This window comes from Commensalibacter sp. M0268 (genome assembly GCF_016101925.1).
Taxonomy (GTDB): domain Bacteria; phylum Pseudomonadota; class Alphaproteobacteria; order Acetobacterales; family Acetobacteraceae; genus Commensalibacter; species Commensalibacter melissae.
Genome location: NZ_JACFPQ010000003.1, coordinates 315974 through 331340 on the forward strand (window position 1 = coordinate 315974; position 15367 = coordinate 331340).

The window sequence follows — 15367 nt, forward strand, 5'->3', positions numbered from 1 at the left end:
TATTTATCTAGTTTTGAATTTATACAAAAATCAGCCTATCTGCTTATACTATTACCATGTGCTACGCGTTGCGTTTTGACTCTCGGACTTCGTTTTCGAGAGGATGCTACCGATGAGTTTTTTGGTTTTACAGTCGTTTTCTTGTTTGGTAATTTTGTTGTAACCTCAGATGCGGCATTCAAGGTTAATTTATCATAGGATGCAGTTTTTTTATCTTGTAATTGCTGGGGAGGTTCTGAATCACTAATTTTAAAACTTAAATTAATTTCAGATTTAGATTGTGGGTTGGGCTCGGTGGCAACCATATACGGAATATCGGTCCCGGTTGATAATTCCGTGCTTACCGTTGTAGAAGGTATAGGTGGTTGATCAGAAGCCCTGGGTAATCTCCCTTCCGCGGCACCATACATTATATAATGGATAAAAGGGTTAATAGTGCTTGCAGCAACGTCAGGATAGGTATTCAGATAAAAGGTGGTATTAAAAAAACGGTTAGGATTTCGTCCCTCTCGAAATCCGAAAAACAGATAATGTTCAACAGGATCTGCATTGGCGGCTGCAATATCTGGGTAGGTTTTTAAATACCAGGCTGAATCAAACAGTAAAGAGGGAAAATCAATTTCAGTCATTTTAATTGTTCACTTAAATATTATATTAGCAAGTTTTAGTTTCGTTTATAGAAAACAATCTAATAAATTGTAAACCGCTTTTAAATGATTTAGTTATTAATATTAATCAAGCGGTTTAAGAAATTATTGTTATATTATTGCAATAATTATAATAAGAAATAGTTCTGGTGTAAATTATTTTATCGTATTTCTTGCTGCTTGTAATGTATTATGCAACAAACAGGCAATAGTGACAGGACCGACACCACCAGGGACAGGTGTAATTTTTGCAGCTTTACCCAAAACCTCTTCAAAAGCGACATCACCTATCAGTTTGGTCTTGCTATCTTTTGTCGTGATACGGTTAATGCCGACATCTATAATAGTCGTACCTTCACTGATCCATGATTCTTTAACGAGTTCACTGCAACCAGTCGCAACAATAAGAATGTCTGCTTGACGGGCAAGTTTTTCAGGATTGCGTGTATGAATGTGGGCAATAGTTACAGTGCAACCTTCTTGTAATAAAAGTTGTGCCATGGGTTTGCCCATCAAGTTTGACGCTCCAATAATGACTGCATGTAATCCTTTCAAACTGGAAAGTTCTTTTTGCAATAACATTAGACATCCAAGTGGGGTGCAGGGTATAAATCCGTCTTTATGTCCAAGTGCAAGTTTTCCTGTATTATAGGCTGTCAAGCCGTCAACATCTTTATGAGGGGTGATTGCCTGAATAATGGTGTCTACATTCAACCCTTTTGGAAGAGGTAGTTGTACGAGAATTCCATGAATATCAGGATCTTTATTCAATCTTGCAATTAGATTCAGGATTTCTTCTTGTGTGGTTGTTTCAGGAAGAAGATGCATGAACGAACGCATTCCCACCCTGTGTGTCTGTTTTGTCTTGTTTCTGACATATACCTCGCTGGCAGGGTCATTGCCGACCAAAATGACGGCAAGACCAGGGGTTACATTTTTTTCCTGCTGCAGCTGCTTGACTTCCAGAGCTATTTTCTGGGTCATGTTTGTGGCAAAGCCTTTGCCATCAATTAATTTCGTTTTCATAAGATATCAGTGACCTTTATTATATTCAACTGGTTTTGGGGAAAGATAAAATCATATTGTTTCTTTTGTATTGTTTGCCCTGATGTCCCATTCATTGGCGATTGCTGCAATAATTCCATTACCCAAAACACTTGTTGCAGTTCTTGCCATATCAAGAAACTGATCAATTCCGACAATTAATAGCAGTCCAGCTTCGGGTATTCCAAAACCTGGCATGACAGCGGCGAGCATTACCATTGAGGCTCGTGGAACTCCTGCGATGCCTTTACTGCTGATCATCATGACCAGGAGCATCATGATTTGTTTTTCAATGGGCATATGAATACCATAGGCTTGTGCGATGAAAATGGCGGCAAATGAAATGAACATCATGGTTCCACAAAGGTTAAAGCTATAACCTAAGGGAACGACAAAGCTAGATATTTTGGGTGGAACACCGAATTTTTCAAGTTGTTCAAGTAATCTTGGAAAGGCAGACTCACTACTGGCGGTTGCAAATCCCACCATTACAGGTTCGGCTATGAATGGAAGAAGTTTAAACACTTTTTTCCCCATCATGAAATAACCAGTTCCGATCAAAATAATGAACATGACGAGAATGACAGCATAAAACTCGATTAAAAACAGTCCATAGCTTTCAATTACATGTAATCCATTACGGGTTGCTATTGAAAGAAGTGAAGCAAAGACAACCAATGGTACAATAATCATGACCATATCGGTGACTTTCAGCATAACTTTGCCTACACCATCTGTTACATCTCTTACCAGTTGACATTGTTTGTCAGGTAAAGCGGCTAAAGACAAACCGAAAAAGACAGCGAAAACAACCAACTGTAACATATCGTTATGAGCCATTGCGTCAATGACACTATCAGGAACGATATGAAGTATAAATTTAATAAGGTCAAAATGATAAATTGCATGAGATTCAGAGACAGGTGGTAAATTATGCGTAAAATTCTTGCCTGGCTGGATGATATTGGCGGCAAGCATTCCAACACCCAAGGAAACGATAGAGGCACCGATAAACCAAAAAATAACCTTGATCCCGATGGTTTTTATGGTTTTAGTATCTTGAACGTTCCCAATCCCGGCAATAAGCGTGGCCAGAACCAGAGGTGCCACGATCATCTTTATCAGGCGCAAAAACAAATTGACAATTAATTCAGACAAGGTCAGAATAAAATTTGATAACGTTATTGAGCCATTTGCTGACTTATAGATAATAACATCTCCAAAAGCATGACAGATCAACCCAAAAACAAGTCCCAAGACCATGGTGGAACCAATTGTAACCGCATGTTTGACAAGGGTACGTGATGTAGAAGGGTTATTGTATTGGAGCTGGGTTTCTGCCATACTTTATATTTCCTCAAGTCATAAATTACACGATTAAATCTTTTTTTAGGTAATGATAGAAGAGAGAGTCAAACTAATTTTTTACTACGTAACAAACAGAATGCAGCGATTGTGACCATACAAGTTATTTGTCCGGTTTGAATCATTTCCTCAAATTGAGTTAACGGGATTGTATGACAGGTCATATGCTGTTCTGTCTCTTCGCGTTTCGGGGAATGTTGTGTTAAATCAGTGGCAAGGAAAACGTGACCTTTTTGGGTTGAATAGCCTGCCCCCTGATATAATATACCTCCATGTACCATATTGGCGGCACGCAAACCTGTTTCTTCCTCCAGTTCTCCGGCAGCAACCATCTCGGGGGTGGCATCTGGTTTTAATTCCCACATTCCCATCGGCAATTCCCACATAAATTTACCCACAGGATATCGGTATTGTCGAATAAGGGTGACTATTTTAATTCCCTCATTATTAATATGCAGTGGTAAAATAACAGCGAATTCGTTTCGTTCTACAACACCAAACATGCCTTTTAACCCGTTGGGATAGCGTATGATATCCTCACGGATCTTTAGCCAACGGTTTTCATAGGCAATACGTGATGATTCCGGAACAATTCCGCCTGGATCTGCTTGACCAATAATTTTTTTGTCCGTGTCTAGTTTTTGGGGCATTGTTGTATCCATTTTTGTAGGGGTTTCTTAATCTTTGTTTTTCATGGTGGATTTTTTTTCTTTCCATAATTCTGCGAAATCAATGGGTTGCAAAAGAATAGAGGGTAGATTGGATGTACGACTTATATTCAGGATGATATTGCGAATTTCTGGAAATAATAATTCTGGAGCATGTATCATCAACAATTCTTCTATATTGGCAGCCTTTAAAGTGGGAAGGGTCACAACTGCACCATATTGTAAGTCAATTTCAAAAATAGAAGTTGGTTCATCATCATCTTCAAGTTGTTTTTGGCTGGTACAATTTAGGATAACGATAATTTCGAATTGGGGGTAATCCTTTTCAATTTGCTGGGCATTGACATTAACGGTTACGGTAATGTCGGATTTAGGAGATACCTTAAGAAAAACTTTGGGTGTATTAAAAATTTTTACGTTTAATTCTCGAATATATTCAATGTTGGTGACTAAATCCTTAACTGGGATGATAGGTAAAAAAAATGTTTTTTCTTCATGTTGTTTATTAGACATTGAGCATTCTCTTTTAAATTAAATATTTATAGGTATAAAATTATTAATAAATTGAATCGAAAGACCTGTTTATAAAAACAAATTGTTTTTTTTGAAAGTTTTTTTGAGGAAAGCAAAAAACCGAATACAGGCAAAGGTTGCCAATTTTTTGGAATCTCTGATTGGTGAATCGGGATTGTCAAATATTGTGGTACGGGTTGTTCATGATTGATTAATAAATGTCTGTAGGCAGTAATTTCCTGTTTCCGCCATTCACAATCCTGATATGCTTTTTCATAAGAATGATAAATATTAGCGATGTATCGTTTGTTTCCGATATAAAAAATGTTGGCCCATATTTTGTTCTTTATTTTTTTAAATGAAACAACTTCATGCATAGCTTTTTGATTTATATAAGAAAAAACGATTTATCTTTTTATAACTATATGGTTATTTTTTGTTTTTTTTAAATTATTATTTTAAATGTTTTTTTTATCTGGATTAAAATTCCTTATTTATGTAGGGGTTTGTGTATTATATACTAGTCATATTCATAATGTTTGATTATGATTGGGTTAGGGAGATCATATCGTGTTGCGATTAATTATCGTTGTACCATTCCTGGTACTTTTAATTATCTTTTTCTTGTTAAATATGACGCCTGTGCCAATGAATTTCTTTTCTGCTAATTGGCAAAGTTCTGTTGGAATGATTGTATTGCTGGCTGGAATCATTTCTTTTGCAATAGGAGCTTTAACAGTTTTCACCTCCTTGGTCAGTCAATGGAAAAGAGCCAGAAAGGCAGAACAGAAGATACGTGATTTGGAAACACAGTTAAATGAATTGCGGGCCCAGTATATAGCCCTGACTCAAAAGAATACAACGCAGCAGGGAACAGGACAGAATGGGACCCCAGTTCCAACAGCAACGTCTGCCCTTTCCCCTGCCGGGGTTGAACCTTCGCAACAGAATTCAGAAGAATAGATTTATTTCCACATATTATAATAAATAATTGATAGATCACTTAAGAAAAATAATGACAAAAACCGGCTTGATTCTTGCGATTGACACAAAAGATTATGATTTAGCTGAGCAATGGGCTCAAATTGCTGATTTAACAGGGCAAATGATTAAAATAGGTATGGAGTTTACCTACGCTTGCGGATTTGATGCGGTAAGGAAACTGGCTAGGGGTCGGCAAGTTTTTCTTGATCTGAAACTGCATGATATTCCCAATACCGTTGCATCCGCAATTGCCAGTTTGGTTTCTGTAAAACCAGCCATGTTGACTATTCATACGTTAGGCGGAAAAGACATGATTAAAGCCGCACGTAAGGCAATAGATGTCAATTTTCCTGATAATCAGAAACCGTTATTACTTGGGGTTACGGTTCTGACCAGTATGGATCAGGAGAATTTAAATAGTGTAAATCTTCATACGACACCTCTTGAACAAGTAATGAAACTGGCAGGAATGGCTTTGGACGCTGGTGTCGATGGTCTTGTTTGTTCATCTGAGGAAGTTGCAACTTTGCGTAAGATTTATGGAGATAAAGTTGTATTAGTGGTGCCGGGAATAAGGTTGGAAAATGCCAAAACAGATGATCAAAAGCGAATCATGACACCCGCGTTGGCACATAAGGCGGGTGCAAATTGGATTGTAGTGGGTCGGCCAATAACACAGTCAGCTAATCCACAACAGGTTGCTGAGGAAATCATTTGTCAGTTACAAGATTAATTTTATGGTTTCTATCAAGATATGTGGTGTAAGAGAAACGGCGACTTGTGATTTATTGTTAAAATTACGGGTCAATTGGGTGGGATTGGTTTTTTATCCAGCATCTCCGCGTTTTTTATCTGTTACCCAAGCGAGACAGTTGCCTGATTATGGTAAGGAAGGTCTGTTAAGGGTTGGTTTGTTTGTTAGGCCAAAATTAGATGATATAAGAAGAATTCTTGACAAGGTTCGGCTGGATATTCTGCAACTTTATTGTTCTGACAAGCAGGCGGCAATTATTCGAGAGGAAATCGGTCTGCCAGTTTGGTTGGCAAAGGGGATTAAAACGCGTGATGATTTGCTTGAACCTTGCCAGGTTGATGGAATGGTGATTGAGGCGCCATTTTATGAATCGGATACAAGACCGGGCGGTAATGGACGCAAGTTTGATTGGTCCCTGACTAAAAACTGGAATCCGGCAAAGCCATGGTTGCTGGCAGGTGGATTAACGCCCGATAATGTGCAAGAAGCCATTCAGCAGTCAGGTGCAGAGGCAATTGATGTCTCATCAGGGGTTGAATCTGTATTGGGGAAAAAGGATCCAATCCTAATTCAACATTTTGTAAAAAATGCCAGACAAGAATATAATTGCGAATAATTATTATTGGACCTGAAACGCCCATTATGGGATTATTTCAAGAGAGTGTGTATCCTTCCTCTTCAATCGCTTTTTTGAGTTCATTCTCATTGACCGAACCGGTGATTTTTAATGTTCCGGTTTTCAAGTCGACATTGGCCTCCTGAACATCTGGAAGGGCTTCAACGGCTTCTTTTACGGCGTGGACACAATGTTGACATGTCATTCCTTCGACATGATATATTTTCATGATGAAAATCCTATTTAGTTAATGACTATGAAAGTTGATTATTATAGCATGTTTTATATTTTATACTAATTCTTATTTGCATACCGATAAAGTGTAGGATTGGTCGATCATGTCTGCAGCATTGGAAAATAAAGGAATTGATTTTGTAATTCGTGGAATGACATGTGCATCTTGTGTCAGACGTGTTGAGAAAGTCATTAAGCGTGTTGCAGGAGTTGAAGATGTCAATGTGAATCTGACATTGGAACAGGCCAGGGTAATTCCTAAACCAGCTATCCAACAACAAAATTTAATTGCTGAGATTGAGACGGTTGTCACAAAGGCTGGTTATCATGCGGAATGGCTTGATCCTGGTCATGCAGCTATCAACCTGAATGGGGATCGTGATGAAAAGGATTTATATCATTGGATTATCGCGGCTTTATTTTCCGCACCATTATTGGGTTCAATGATTGCTGGCGGTTTCAACCATCATTGGATGCTTCCAGGCTGGGTTCAGTTTTTATTGGCAACTCCTGTGCAATTCTGGTTGGGAAAACCATTTTATATTGCTGCTTATCGTGCGGTAAAATCAGGAAATGGAAATATGGATTTGCTGGTGATACTTGGTTCAAGTACCGCCTGGATTCTGAGCACATGTTTATTGCTTTCCTGGTTGTTGGGTTATTGCAAGGTTGAGCCTGATCTTTATTATGAAAGTGCTTCATTGATTATAACTTTTATTTTACTGGGACACTGGTTGGAAAAGCGGGCAAGATATAAAGCCGCTGATTCAATTAGGGCATTACAGGCTCTGCGTCCTGATACAGCTTGTAAACTTGTTGATGACAAAGAAATATCAGTTCCCCTCGATCAATTAATGGTTGGTGATCAGGTTGTTGTTCGTCCAGGTGAAACAATTCCTTGTGATGGTGTGGTCATACAGGGTGAAAGTGCGGTTGATGAGTCGATGCTGACTGGGGAAAGCCTGCCAATCGAGAAAAAAATTGGGGATAAAGTTACTGGTGGTTCATTAAATGATAATGGGCGTTTATCAATTAAGGTTGAAAAAATCGGGAGACAGACAAGATTGTCCGCTATTATCCAATTGGTTGAAAATGCACAAGCCTCCAAGGCGCCAATCCAAAAAATGGTGGATCGGATAAGCAGTATTTTTGTACCTGTTGTTATTATTCTAGCATTATTAACCTTTCTGGGTTGGTGGTTGATAAACGGTCTTTTTGTAATAGGGTTAATGCATGCCGCTGCCGTATTGGTGATTGCCTGTCCTTGTGCATTGGGTTTGGCAACGCCGACAGCTTTAGCCACTGGATGCGGGGCAGCAGCTCGTTCTGGTATTTTAATTCGTGATGCTGAAACTTTAGAGAGAGCGGTGCATGTCAAAAAGGTGGCATTTGATAAAACAGGAACCTTAACAGAAGGAAAACTGTCAGTCGTTTCAATTGTTTCCTTATCTGATTTTTCAAAAAAAGAAATTCTCTATCATGCAGCCAGTTTGTCTTTATCAAGCGAACACCCTTTGGCAAAGGCACTGCTATCTGAAGCCTTCTCTTATACTATTTCTTTGAAACAACCAGAAGAATTTCGGGTTATAAAAGAACAGGGACGTGGTGTCATGGGAAAGATAAAAGAACGGGTTTTCTTATTGGGCAATCAGCAGATGGTTGAATCGCATGGGTGTAAAATTCCTGATGTACCGTTAGAAATTCGATCATCAACTTTATCCTGGCTTCTTGAGAAGATACAAGATTCCTATCGTTTATTGGGTATTGTAGCTTTTGAGGATCATGTACGGTCTGGTTCGGTAGAGGCGGTTCGACGATTGAAAGAGCATTCAATCCAATCAATTATGTTGACGGGGGATAATGAAGCTGTCGCCAAAAAAATTGGTAATATATTGAGAATAAATGACGTTAAAGCGAATTTGACACCAGAAGATAAACAACAGTTTATCAAGAAACATGGTTCAAAGGGTATCGATCATCAGTCAATTGCCATGGTTGGAGATGGAATAAATGATGCTCCGGCTTTGGCAGAGGCGGATCTTGCCATTGCAATGGGCGAGGGGACGGATGTGGCGGCCGAGGTGGCTGGGATCGTATTGATGCGGAATAATCCTGAATTGGTCGCTGATACGTTGGATATTGCCAAAAGAACTCGTCAGCGTATCAAGGAAGGGTTGTTTTGGGCGTTTATCTATAATATTACCGGTATTCCTTTGGCAATGCTCGGATTTTTAAATCCGGCTATTGCAGGGGGAGCCATGGCTTTAAGTAGCGTATGTGTTGTTATGAACGCTTTAAGGTTATTACGCTGGAAAGCAAGAATCTAGATAAGATTTCCAAAATTCAAAATCTTAATCCTTATAGTAATGTTAATTTAGGATATGGCCCGGTTTTGCTGGTTGGCAATTTGCAGTCCTAATTTGTTGAATAAAGTCAAATCACTGCTTTTTTCTGGATTGGGACAGGTTAGCAAACGTTCACCCAGAAAAATAGAATTGACTCCAGCCAGATAGCACAAGGTCTGCATTTCATTACTCATCTCCGTTCTGCCGGCTGCCAATCGAACATAGCTTTCAGGCATCGTGATTCGGGCGACAGCAATTGTACGAATAAAATCAATAGGATCTATGGGGTCTGCATTACCCAAAGGTGTTCCTTTGACGCGGATAAGCATATTGATAGGCACGCTTTCCGGATGTCTGGGTAAATTGGCAAGGGTTGCAATCATGCTGACACGGTCTGCTTCATCTTCATTCATTCCGAGAATACCTCCACAACATACTTTGATACCGGCATCACGAACAAAAGCGAGGGTATCCAGACGATCCTGGTATGTACGGGTTGAGATGATCTTTTCATAATGTTCTTCAGAAGTATCAAGATTATGATTATAATAATCCAGTCCAGCGTTTTTAAGTTTTTCAGTTTGTTCCAGATTAAGCATTCCTAAGGTTACGCATGTTTCCAGCCCAAGATTTTTAATGCCTTCTATCATGGCACAAATGGTCTCGAGATCGTGATCTTTCGGGGAACGCCAGGCGGCACCCATACAAAAACGTGTCGCACCTTCCGCTTTGGCAGCGCGTGCTTTTTCAAGCACTTTTTCAACGGACATAAGACGGTCTGCCTTAATTTTTTCTTCATGTTTTGCACTTTGTGGACAATAAGCACAGTCTTCGGGACATCCTCCACTTTTGATCGAGAGCAAGGTTGAAACCTGAATTTGCGTTGGATCGAAATTTAATCGGTGGGCAGTTTGTGCTTGGTAAATAAGCTCGGGCAACGGGAGCTGAAACAAAGAAGCGATTTCCTCCTTGGCCCAGTCGTGACGAATTGGAAAATGATATTTTGTCGCTAGTTTATGGCCTTGCTTATGTGACATTCATAAATCCTTGATGAATAAATTAGATATATGATTATGAAATCAAAATCATTATATATCGTATATTGTTGTAAAATTATATGAATATATATATGGAAAAATGGGATAAAAAAGGGTTTTGAACAAGGATAAGTGATTTTTGGGTCGTATAATTCCTGATTATATTCATGTGTAAGGATCGTAACTAAAAGTGACATAAGAGATTTTAAATGGATGAATGGATTATTACACAGAAACAAAAAGGGATAGGAATTTTAATATTAAACCGTTTCAAAGCTCTGAATGCAATTAATGATTTATTTCAGAGACAAATAATAACAATTTTAAAAAAATGGCAAGATGACCCTTCCATTCATGCTGTATTAATTAAAAGTAGTCAAAAAAAAGCTTTTTGTGCAGGTGGTGATATTCGCCAGATTGCCAATTTTGTACGAGAGGGAAATTATAAAAAAGCATTAAGTGTTTTCCAGCATAATTATCAGCTTGCATGTTTTGTTGCCCATTATGAAAAACCGATAATTTCCTTGATGGATGGAATTGCGATGGGGGGTGGGATTGGTCTGGGGTCATATGTTCCATATCGTATCGTTACTGAATGTTCAATTTTGGCAATGCCAGAAGTCATGATAGGGATTGTACCGGATGCAGGAACAAGTTTAATTTTTCAAAAAGCTCCAGGTTTTACGGGGTTGAGAGCTATGCTTACCGGGCAGCGTTTAAATGAAGAGGAAGCGATTCAGCTTGGTTTTGCTGATTATTTTATTTATTCGTCTGAATTGGAAACCGTGTTATCAGAATTGGAAAGTAATAATATAAAGCAAGTTTTGGCTCCTTACAAAAAAGAAAACCGAATTGATCATGGATTTCTGGGACAAATAAAACGAGTGTATGATGCCTCTTCAGTTGATATGATAATCGAAAGATTAATGGGGAGCGTGTATGAATGGTCAAGAAAAGATTTATTCTCTATTTTAAAGGCCTGTCCTTTTTCTTTAAGAGTTGCGTTTCAGGCATGGCATCGTAAATTATATAATTTCGAATCTGTTATTAAGCGTGATGAATGTGTGATAAACCATCTTATCCAACGGGCCGATTTTTTAGAAGGGGTGAGGGCTGCAATTATTGACAAGGATCATAACCCAAGATGGAATCAGGCGCCAATTTCAGAGTCCGATATTAATTCCTGTTTTGACTATTGAATTTAATAAAAATATCTAGTCATTTTCTCATACTACGGTTTACTATAGTCATTTTATAATTTCTGAATTAAAAATAAAATTGATAAGGAAAGCGTGGCACTATGAAACATTGGGATATTGAACGGGTTAACTGGGATAAATTTGACCCTTCATTAATAGATGCTGATATTGTTCCTTTGATAAAAACAGCGGCTGTTGTTGAACGAAATAGTGTAGACTATACGGTTTATTTGACTAATGTATTTGGTCATGATCCTGAATTGACAAAGCTTTTCAGTAAATGGGAAGATGAAGAGGTGCAACATGGTGAAACATTGGGACGATGGGCCATGATGGCTGATCCTGCTTGGGATTATCAGGAAAGTTATAAGCGTTTCAGAAATTTTTATAAAATTGACTTAAAGACGGATCACTCAATCCGTGGATCACAGGCGGGAGAATTTATCGCCCGGGCTATGGTTGAGGTTGGCACTTCATCTTATTACAGTGCCTTGGCAGATTATGTAAAGGAACCTGTCCTGAAGGAGATATGCAGACGGATTGCTGGAGACGAATATCGTCATTATAAATTGTTTTATGATTATGCTAAATTATATTTGAAATCTCAAAAGCTCTCCAGGTTGCAACGAGCCAGGATTGCCTTGGGTCGTATAATTGAAAGTCAGGATGATGAGCTTGCCTCGGCCTTTCATGCCACCAATGAGCCCCATGGAATGCCATATAATCATAAACGATGTATAGCCCTTTATATGGAAAAGGCCATGTCATTATATAAAATCCATCATATTGTCAGGGTGGTTAATATGGTTTGTAAGGTTATTGGGTGGATGCCTTCAGAAAAATGGCAAAGATATTTGTCTAAATTGATACTAATGATTATTAATAAACAACAGAAAGCCTATACCAAACAAGTTTTATCTATAATATAACAATTTTCTGAACAAGAGTGGGACATTAACAGGGATGGATTCTTTAAAGCTTGGTTTTTTTGATAATTTGATACATGAAGCAACAGCAGCGGTTATAACACGTGTGTTAGAGGCCCATGGAATAACGGATATAGAATTAATTACCGGTGAATGTAGGGATTTGATGCAGGAGCTGACTGCTGGGAAAATTGATTTGTTTGTAAGTGTATGGTTGCCTGATATTCATGCCGATATCATTCAATCCAATCCGAATTTCAAGGTGATTGGAAATCTTTATCAACCCTCTATCTCTTTTGCTTTGCCAAAAAAGTTTCAAGAACATGTGGGTTCTATTGATCAACTTATAACAGCTTCATTTCTTCATCGTGAAATCACGGTATGTGAAACTTTGCAGGTTTTCGCGAATAAAATCATGAAAGAATATGGTTTGATCGAGGCTGGTTATCAATTGAAATCTATTGCAGATGAAGAGACGTTGACTCATTATCAGGAAATAATCCACTCACAAGAACCCGAGTTAATGATGCTTTATGAACCGGCATTGTTCACGGATTCAGGAAATTTTTATCATCTGAGGGAACCCGAGAGTATTTTTATCCGGAAACAAAAAGCGGCCATGCTATTAAACCCCAATTGGATTCAGCGATTTGGGGGTGACTTGATTGATGAGCTTGAGGAAATGATGTTGGGTAATCAGATTGTTCAGTTCATGGAAAATGCAATACGCAATCAGGGGATGAGTGCCGATGAGGCGGCAGAAGCTTGGCAGCGTGGTAAATTGGTTGTAAGAGCATAATGGCCCATAAAAATGATCAGCAAGATTTGGGGTTGGCAAGGCAATATGAGGCCTATCCGTATCCCGAACGCAATCCAAAGGATGAAACCAAACGCTTATTAATAGGCAGTCCAAGCCATTTGAATGAAATTGATTATTGGGTATTTGGAGGATATCGTTCTTATACGCAATCATTAAGGATTTTGATTGCTGGTTGTGGAACCGGTGATGCAGCAATCATGGTGGCTCAACAAATGGCACGACACCAACGTTCTGGTGAAGTGATCTGTTTGGATCGGGCCGAGGCAGTTTTGAAAATTGTTAAAGAACGGGCAGCTACACGGAAATTGAATAATATTCGTTATGTTCAGGGTTCAATTCTTGAATTGCCAGATTTAAATCTCGGGTTGTTTGATTATATTGATTGTTGTGGTGTTTTGCATCATTTGCCTGATCCTGCTGCTGCCCTGCAAATATTAAGGGAACAACTAAATCCTGGCGGCGGGATGGGATTGATGGTTTATGCTCCCTATGGTCGTACTGGCGTTTATATGGTGCAGGAAGCATTATCCAAACTGACCTCTTTGTCAGATCCACCAGTAAAGCGTTTGGATGTTGCAAAAAGAATCATGAAGCATCTTCCATCGACTGCCTGGCTCAGATTTAATGGAAATTTTGGTGATCATTTAACTGGAGGTGACGCTGGTCTGTATGATCTTTTATTAAACCCGCGTGACCGATCCTATAAAATTGCCGAATTATGGGATCTGTTGGATAAAAATGAGTTGGCGGTAAACTGTTTGGTGGAGCCTGCGCGTTATGATCCTGCTTATTTAATAACAGATCCAAAGATCAGAGAAAAATTCAGGCAGTTTGATATAAGAACACAGGCTAGTCTGGCTGAATCTTTGGCTGGGAATATGTCAACGCATGTTGTGTATGTGCGTCGCGCGGAAGATAATATACAATTTGCTGATCCATGTGCCTCTGATTCAATTCCTTTTATGCGGGAAACGCCTGGAGAAATACTTGCCAATCAGATTTTACCATCCAATCTGCTTCCTTATTCTTTTGGAATGTTGACGATTATGCTTCCTTTACCTGCACAGGCACGCGGGTTTTTGGGACTTGTTGACAATCGCCGTTCGGTTGGAGAAATAATTGAGATTGTCAAAAAACGGGGTATTGAGGAACACCGTATTTTACCTTTGTGGAAGCAGACTTTTGAAATTTTACGAAGTATTAACCAGCTTTTTGTAAGATCTGCCGTTTAATTTATTTTATTGGAATCATCTATTATGAAATGTGCATTTTTATTCCCCGGTCAGGGAAGCCAATATGTTGGTATGGGTAAGGCATTGGCTGAAGCATTTCCAATTGCCAGAGAAGTCTATGAAGCGCTGGATGAAACGTTAAAGCAGCCATTATCCAAAATTATGATGGAGGGGCCTGTGGAAGCGTTGACTTTAACGCAAAATACACAACCTGCATTAATGACACATTCCATGGCCGTAATCAGGGTTTTGGAAAAAGAATTTAATATTGATGCCAATCATCTGGTTTCAATGGCAGCAGGACATTCCTTGGGTGAATATTCTGCTCTTTGTGCTGCCAATGTGTTTGATTTTGTTACAACTGTCAATTTGTTACGGACTCGCGGCAGTGCAATGCAAAATGCGGTACCGGTTGGTCAGGGAGCAATGGCTGCACTTATAGGCGTCACGATTGGACAGGTTCAGGATTTATGTAAACAGGCCACGCAGGAAAATTCAATTGTTGTAGTTGCCAATGATAATGGTGCGTCTCAGGTTGTGGTTTCTGGTCATATGGACGCGATTGAACGGATTATAGCCATAGCCAAGGAAGCTGGTATCCGTAGAGTTGTTAAATTGCCTGTGTCAGCACCATTTCATAGTCCGTTAATGGAACCCGCTGCCCGGGAAATGCGGGATGCCTTGGCTAAAACAAATCCCAAACCATTTAATTTTCCTGTTATCGCAAATATAACCGCCTGCCCTTATGAAAATTCTTCTTCTTTTGTCAGGGATTCATTGGTTAGACAAATAACAGGTTCTGTAAGATGGGAAGAAACTATGCGATATATGATTGATCAGGAAGTTGATTTTTTTGTTGAAGTTGGTGCAGGTAAGGTTTTGTCTAAAATCATGCAGCGTACTGCACGGGATAGCAAGGTTTGTTCTGTTGATACACCTGCAGATCTTGAAGAATTTGCAAAAATTCTTTCTGCTTTTTAAAA

Annotated in this window: 16 protein-coding genes; 9 read left to right on the forward strand and 7 right to left on the reverse strand. The window is 39.0% G+C overall.

Annotated elements, in window-relative coordinates; genetic code table 11:
• Positions 1 to 35: 35 nt before the first annotated feature.
• The 5 genes from H3R28_RS06985 to H3R28_RS07005 form a co-directional block, all read right to left on the reverse strand.
• On the reverse strand, positions 36 to 629 hold the full coding sequence (locus tag H3R28_RS06985; RefSeq protein ID WP_110439056.1) for a hypothetical protein: 594 nt from the start codon (positions 627 to 629) through the stop codon (positions 36 to 38).
• A gap of 174 nt (positions 630 to 803) precedes the next feature.
• The gene (gene folD / locus H3R28_RS06990; protein WP_198210416.1) at positions 804 to 1673 is read right to left on the reverse strand and encodes a bifunctional methylenetetrahydrofolate dehydrogenase/methenyltetrahydrofolate cyclohydrolase FolD; all 870 of its coding nucleotides are present in this window, start codon (positions 1671 to 1673) and stop codon (positions 804 to 806) included.
• A 51-nt stretch (positions 1674 to 1724) separates the two neighbouring features.
• Positions 1725 to 3035: a dicarboxylate/amino acid:cation symporter gene (locus H3R28_RS06995; RefSeq protein ID WP_198210418.1), complete on the reverse strand. Its 1311-nt coding sequence runs from the start codon at positions 3033 to 3035 to the stop codon at positions 1725 to 1727.
• 68 nt (positions 3036 to 3103) lie between these two features.
• Positions 3104 to 3706 (reverse strand): NUDIX hydrolase, encoded by a 603-nt coding sequence (locus H3R28_RS07000; RefSeq protein WP_198210420.1) that lies wholly within the window; start codon positions 3704 to 3706, stop codon positions 3104 to 3106.
• 27 nt (positions 3707 to 3733) lie between these two features.
• Positions 3734 to 4237, reverse strand: coding sequence for a protein-export chaperone SecB (locus H3R28_RS07005; protein WP_198185008.1), 504 nt, complete (start codon positions 4235 to 4237; stop codon positions 3734 to 3736).
• Between the two features lie 570 nt (positions 4238 to 4807).
• Between H3R28_RS07005 and H3R28_RS07010 the strand changes: the two genes are divergently transcribed.
• Genes H3R28_RS07010 through H3R28_RS07020 form a run of 3 tightly spaced genes read left to right on the forward strand, consistent with a single transcriptional unit; the run spans position 4808 to position 6591 of the window.
• Positions 4808 to 5200, forward strand: a complete 393-nt coding sequence (locus H3R28_RS07010; RefSeq protein ID WP_198210421.1) for a LapA family protein — start codon at positions 4808 to 4810, stop codon at positions 5198 to 5200.
• Positions 5201 to 5252: 52 nt separating this feature from the next.
• Positions 5253 to 5954: an orotidine-5'-phosphate decarboxylase gene (gene pyrF, locus H3R28_RS07015; protein WP_155565991.1), complete on the forward strand. Its 702-nt coding sequence runs from the start codon at positions 5253 to 5255 to the stop codon at positions 5952 to 5954.
• 4 nt (positions 5955 to 5958) lie between these two features.
• A complete protein-coding gene (locus H3R28_RS07020; protein ID WP_198210423.1) occupies positions 5959 to 6591 on the forward strand; it encodes a phosphoribosylanthranilate isomerase in 633 nt (210 codons plus the stop codon).
• A gap of 37 nt (positions 6592 to 6628) precedes the next feature.
• Here the strand turns inward: H3R28_RS07020 and H3R28_RS07025 are convergent, their stop codons facing one another.
• Positions 6629 to 6820 carry a heavy-metal-associated domain-containing protein gene (locus tag H3R28_RS07025; protein ID WP_155565989.1) on the reverse strand — a complete coding sequence of 64 codons (192 nt, stop codon included), beginning with the start codon at positions 6818 to 6820 and terminating at the stop codon, positions 6629 to 6631.
• Positions 6821 to 6929: 109 nt separating this feature from the next.
• On the opposite strand from H3R28_RS07025, the gene H3R28_RS07030 reads away from it, so the two are divergent.
• Positions 6930 to 9152: a cation-translocating P-type ATPase gene (locus H3R28_RS07030; RefSeq protein WP_198210425.1), complete on the forward strand. Its 2223-nt coding sequence runs from the start codon at positions 6930 to 6932 to the stop codon at positions 9150 to 9152.
• 47 nt (positions 9153 to 9199) lie between these two features.
• Here H3R28_RS07030 and bioB read toward each other — a convergent pair whose 3' ends face one another.
• Positions 9200 to 10207, reverse strand: a complete 1008-nt coding sequence (bioB, locus tag H3R28_RS07035; RefSeq protein WP_198210427.1) for a biotin synthase BioB — start codon at positions 10205 to 10207, stop codon at positions 9200 to 9202.
• 209 nt (positions 10208 to 10416) lie between these two features.
• Here bioB and H3R28_RS07040 point away from each other — a divergent pair, with 209 nt between their 5' ends.
• From H3R28_RS07040 to fabD, 5 genes are all read left to right on the forward strand, one after another.
• The gene (locus tag H3R28_RS07040; RefSeq protein WP_198210429.1) at positions 10417 to 11406 is read left to right on the forward strand and encodes an enoyl-CoA hydratase/isomerase family protein; all 990 of its coding nucleotides are present in this window, start codon (positions 10417 to 10419) and stop codon (positions 11404 to 11406) included.
• A 101-nt stretch (positions 11407 to 11507) separates the two neighbouring features.
• The gene (locus H3R28_RS07045; protein ID WP_198210431.1) at positions 11508 to 12335 is read left to right on the forward strand and encodes a ferritin-like domain-containing protein; all 828 of its coding nucleotides are present in this window, start codon (positions 11508 to 11510) and stop codon (positions 12333 to 12335) included.
• A gap of 34 nt (positions 12336 to 12369) precedes the next feature.
• Entirely contained in the window at positions 12370 to 13131 is a 762-nt protein-coding gene (locus H3R28_RS07050) for a glycine betaine ABC transporter substrate-binding protein (RefSeq protein ID WP_198210432.1), read from the forward strand.
• Complete coding sequence (locus H3R28_RS07055) at positions 13131 to 14384, forward strand: bifunctional 2-polyprenyl-6-hydroxyphenol methylase/3-demethylubiquinol 3-O-methyltransferase UbiG (protein ID WP_198210434.1); 1254 nt, start codon at positions 13131 to 13133, stop codon at positions 14382 to 14384. Before H3R28_RS07050 ends, H3R28_RS07055 begins: the two co-directional genes overlap by 1 nt.
• A 24-nt stretch (positions 14385 to 14408) precedes the next feature.
• Complete coding sequence (fabD, locus tag H3R28_RS07060) at positions 14409 to 15365, forward strand: ACP S-malonyltransferase (protein WP_232351257.1); 957 nt, start codon at positions 14409 to 14411, stop codon at positions 15363 to 15365.
• Positions 15366 to 15367: the final 2 nt, after the last annotated feature.

Excerpts from the sequence above, each read along its gene's own strand:
- H3R28_RS06985 (WP_110439056.1), bottom strand. The coding sequence starts at position 629 with ATGACTGAAATTGATTTTCCCTCTTTACTGTTTGATTCAGCCTGGTAT.
- folD (WP_198210416.1), bottom strand. The coding sequence starts at position 1,673 with ATGAAAACGAAATTAATTGATGGCAAAGGCTTTGCCACAAACATGACC.
- H3R28_RS06995 (WP_198210418.1), bottom strand. The coding sequence starts at position 3,035 with ATGGCAGAAACCCAGCTCCAATACAATAACCCTTCTACATCACGTACC.
- H3R28_RS07000 (WP_198210420.1), bottom strand. The coding sequence starts at position 3,706 with ATGCCCCAAAAACTAGACACGGACAAAAAAATTATTGGTCAAGCAGAT.
- H3R28_RS07005 (WP_198185008.1), bottom strand. The coding sequence starts at position 4,237 with ATGTCTAATAAACAACATGAAGAAAAAACATTTTTTTTACCTATCATC.
- pyrF (WP_155565991.1), top strand. The coding sequence starts at position 5,253 with ATGACAAAAACCGGCTTGATTCTTGCGATTGACACAAAAGATTATGAT.
- H3R28_RS07020 (WP_198210423.1), top strand. The coding sequence starts at position 5,959 with ATGGTTTCTATCAAGATATGTGGTGTAAGAGAAACGGCGACTTGTGAT.
- H3R28_RS07025 (WP_155565989.1), bottom strand. The coding sequence starts at position 6,820 with ATGAAAATATATCATGTCGAAGGAATGACATGTCAACATTGTGTCCAC.
- H3R28_RS07030 (WP_198210425.1), top strand. The coding sequence starts at position 6,930 with ATGTCTGCAGCATTGGAAAATAAAGGAATTGATTTTGTAATTCGTGGA.
- bioB (WP_198210427.1), bottom strand. The coding sequence starts at position 10,207 with ATGTCACATAAGCAAGGCCATAAACTAGCGACAAAATATCATTTTCCA.
- H3R28_RS07040 (WP_198210429.1), top strand. The coding sequence starts at position 10,417 with ATGGATGAATGGATTATTACACAGAAACAAAAAGGGATAGGAATTTTA.
- H3R28_RS07045 (WP_198210431.1), top strand. The coding sequence starts at position 11,508 with ATGAAACATTGGGATATTGAACGGGTTAACTGGGATAAATTTGACCCT.
- H3R28_RS07050 (WP_198210432.1), top strand. The coding sequence starts at position 12,370 with ATGGATTCTTTAAAGCTTGGTTTTTTTGATAATTTGATACATGAAGCA.
- H3R28_RS07055 (WP_198210434.1), top strand. The coding sequence starts at position 13,131 with ATGGCCCATAAAAATGATCAGCAAGATTTGGGGTTGGCAAGGCAATAT.
- fabD (WP_232351257.1), top strand. The coding sequence starts at position 14,409 with ATGAAATGTGCATTTTTATTCCCCGGTCAGGGAAGCCAATATGTTGGT.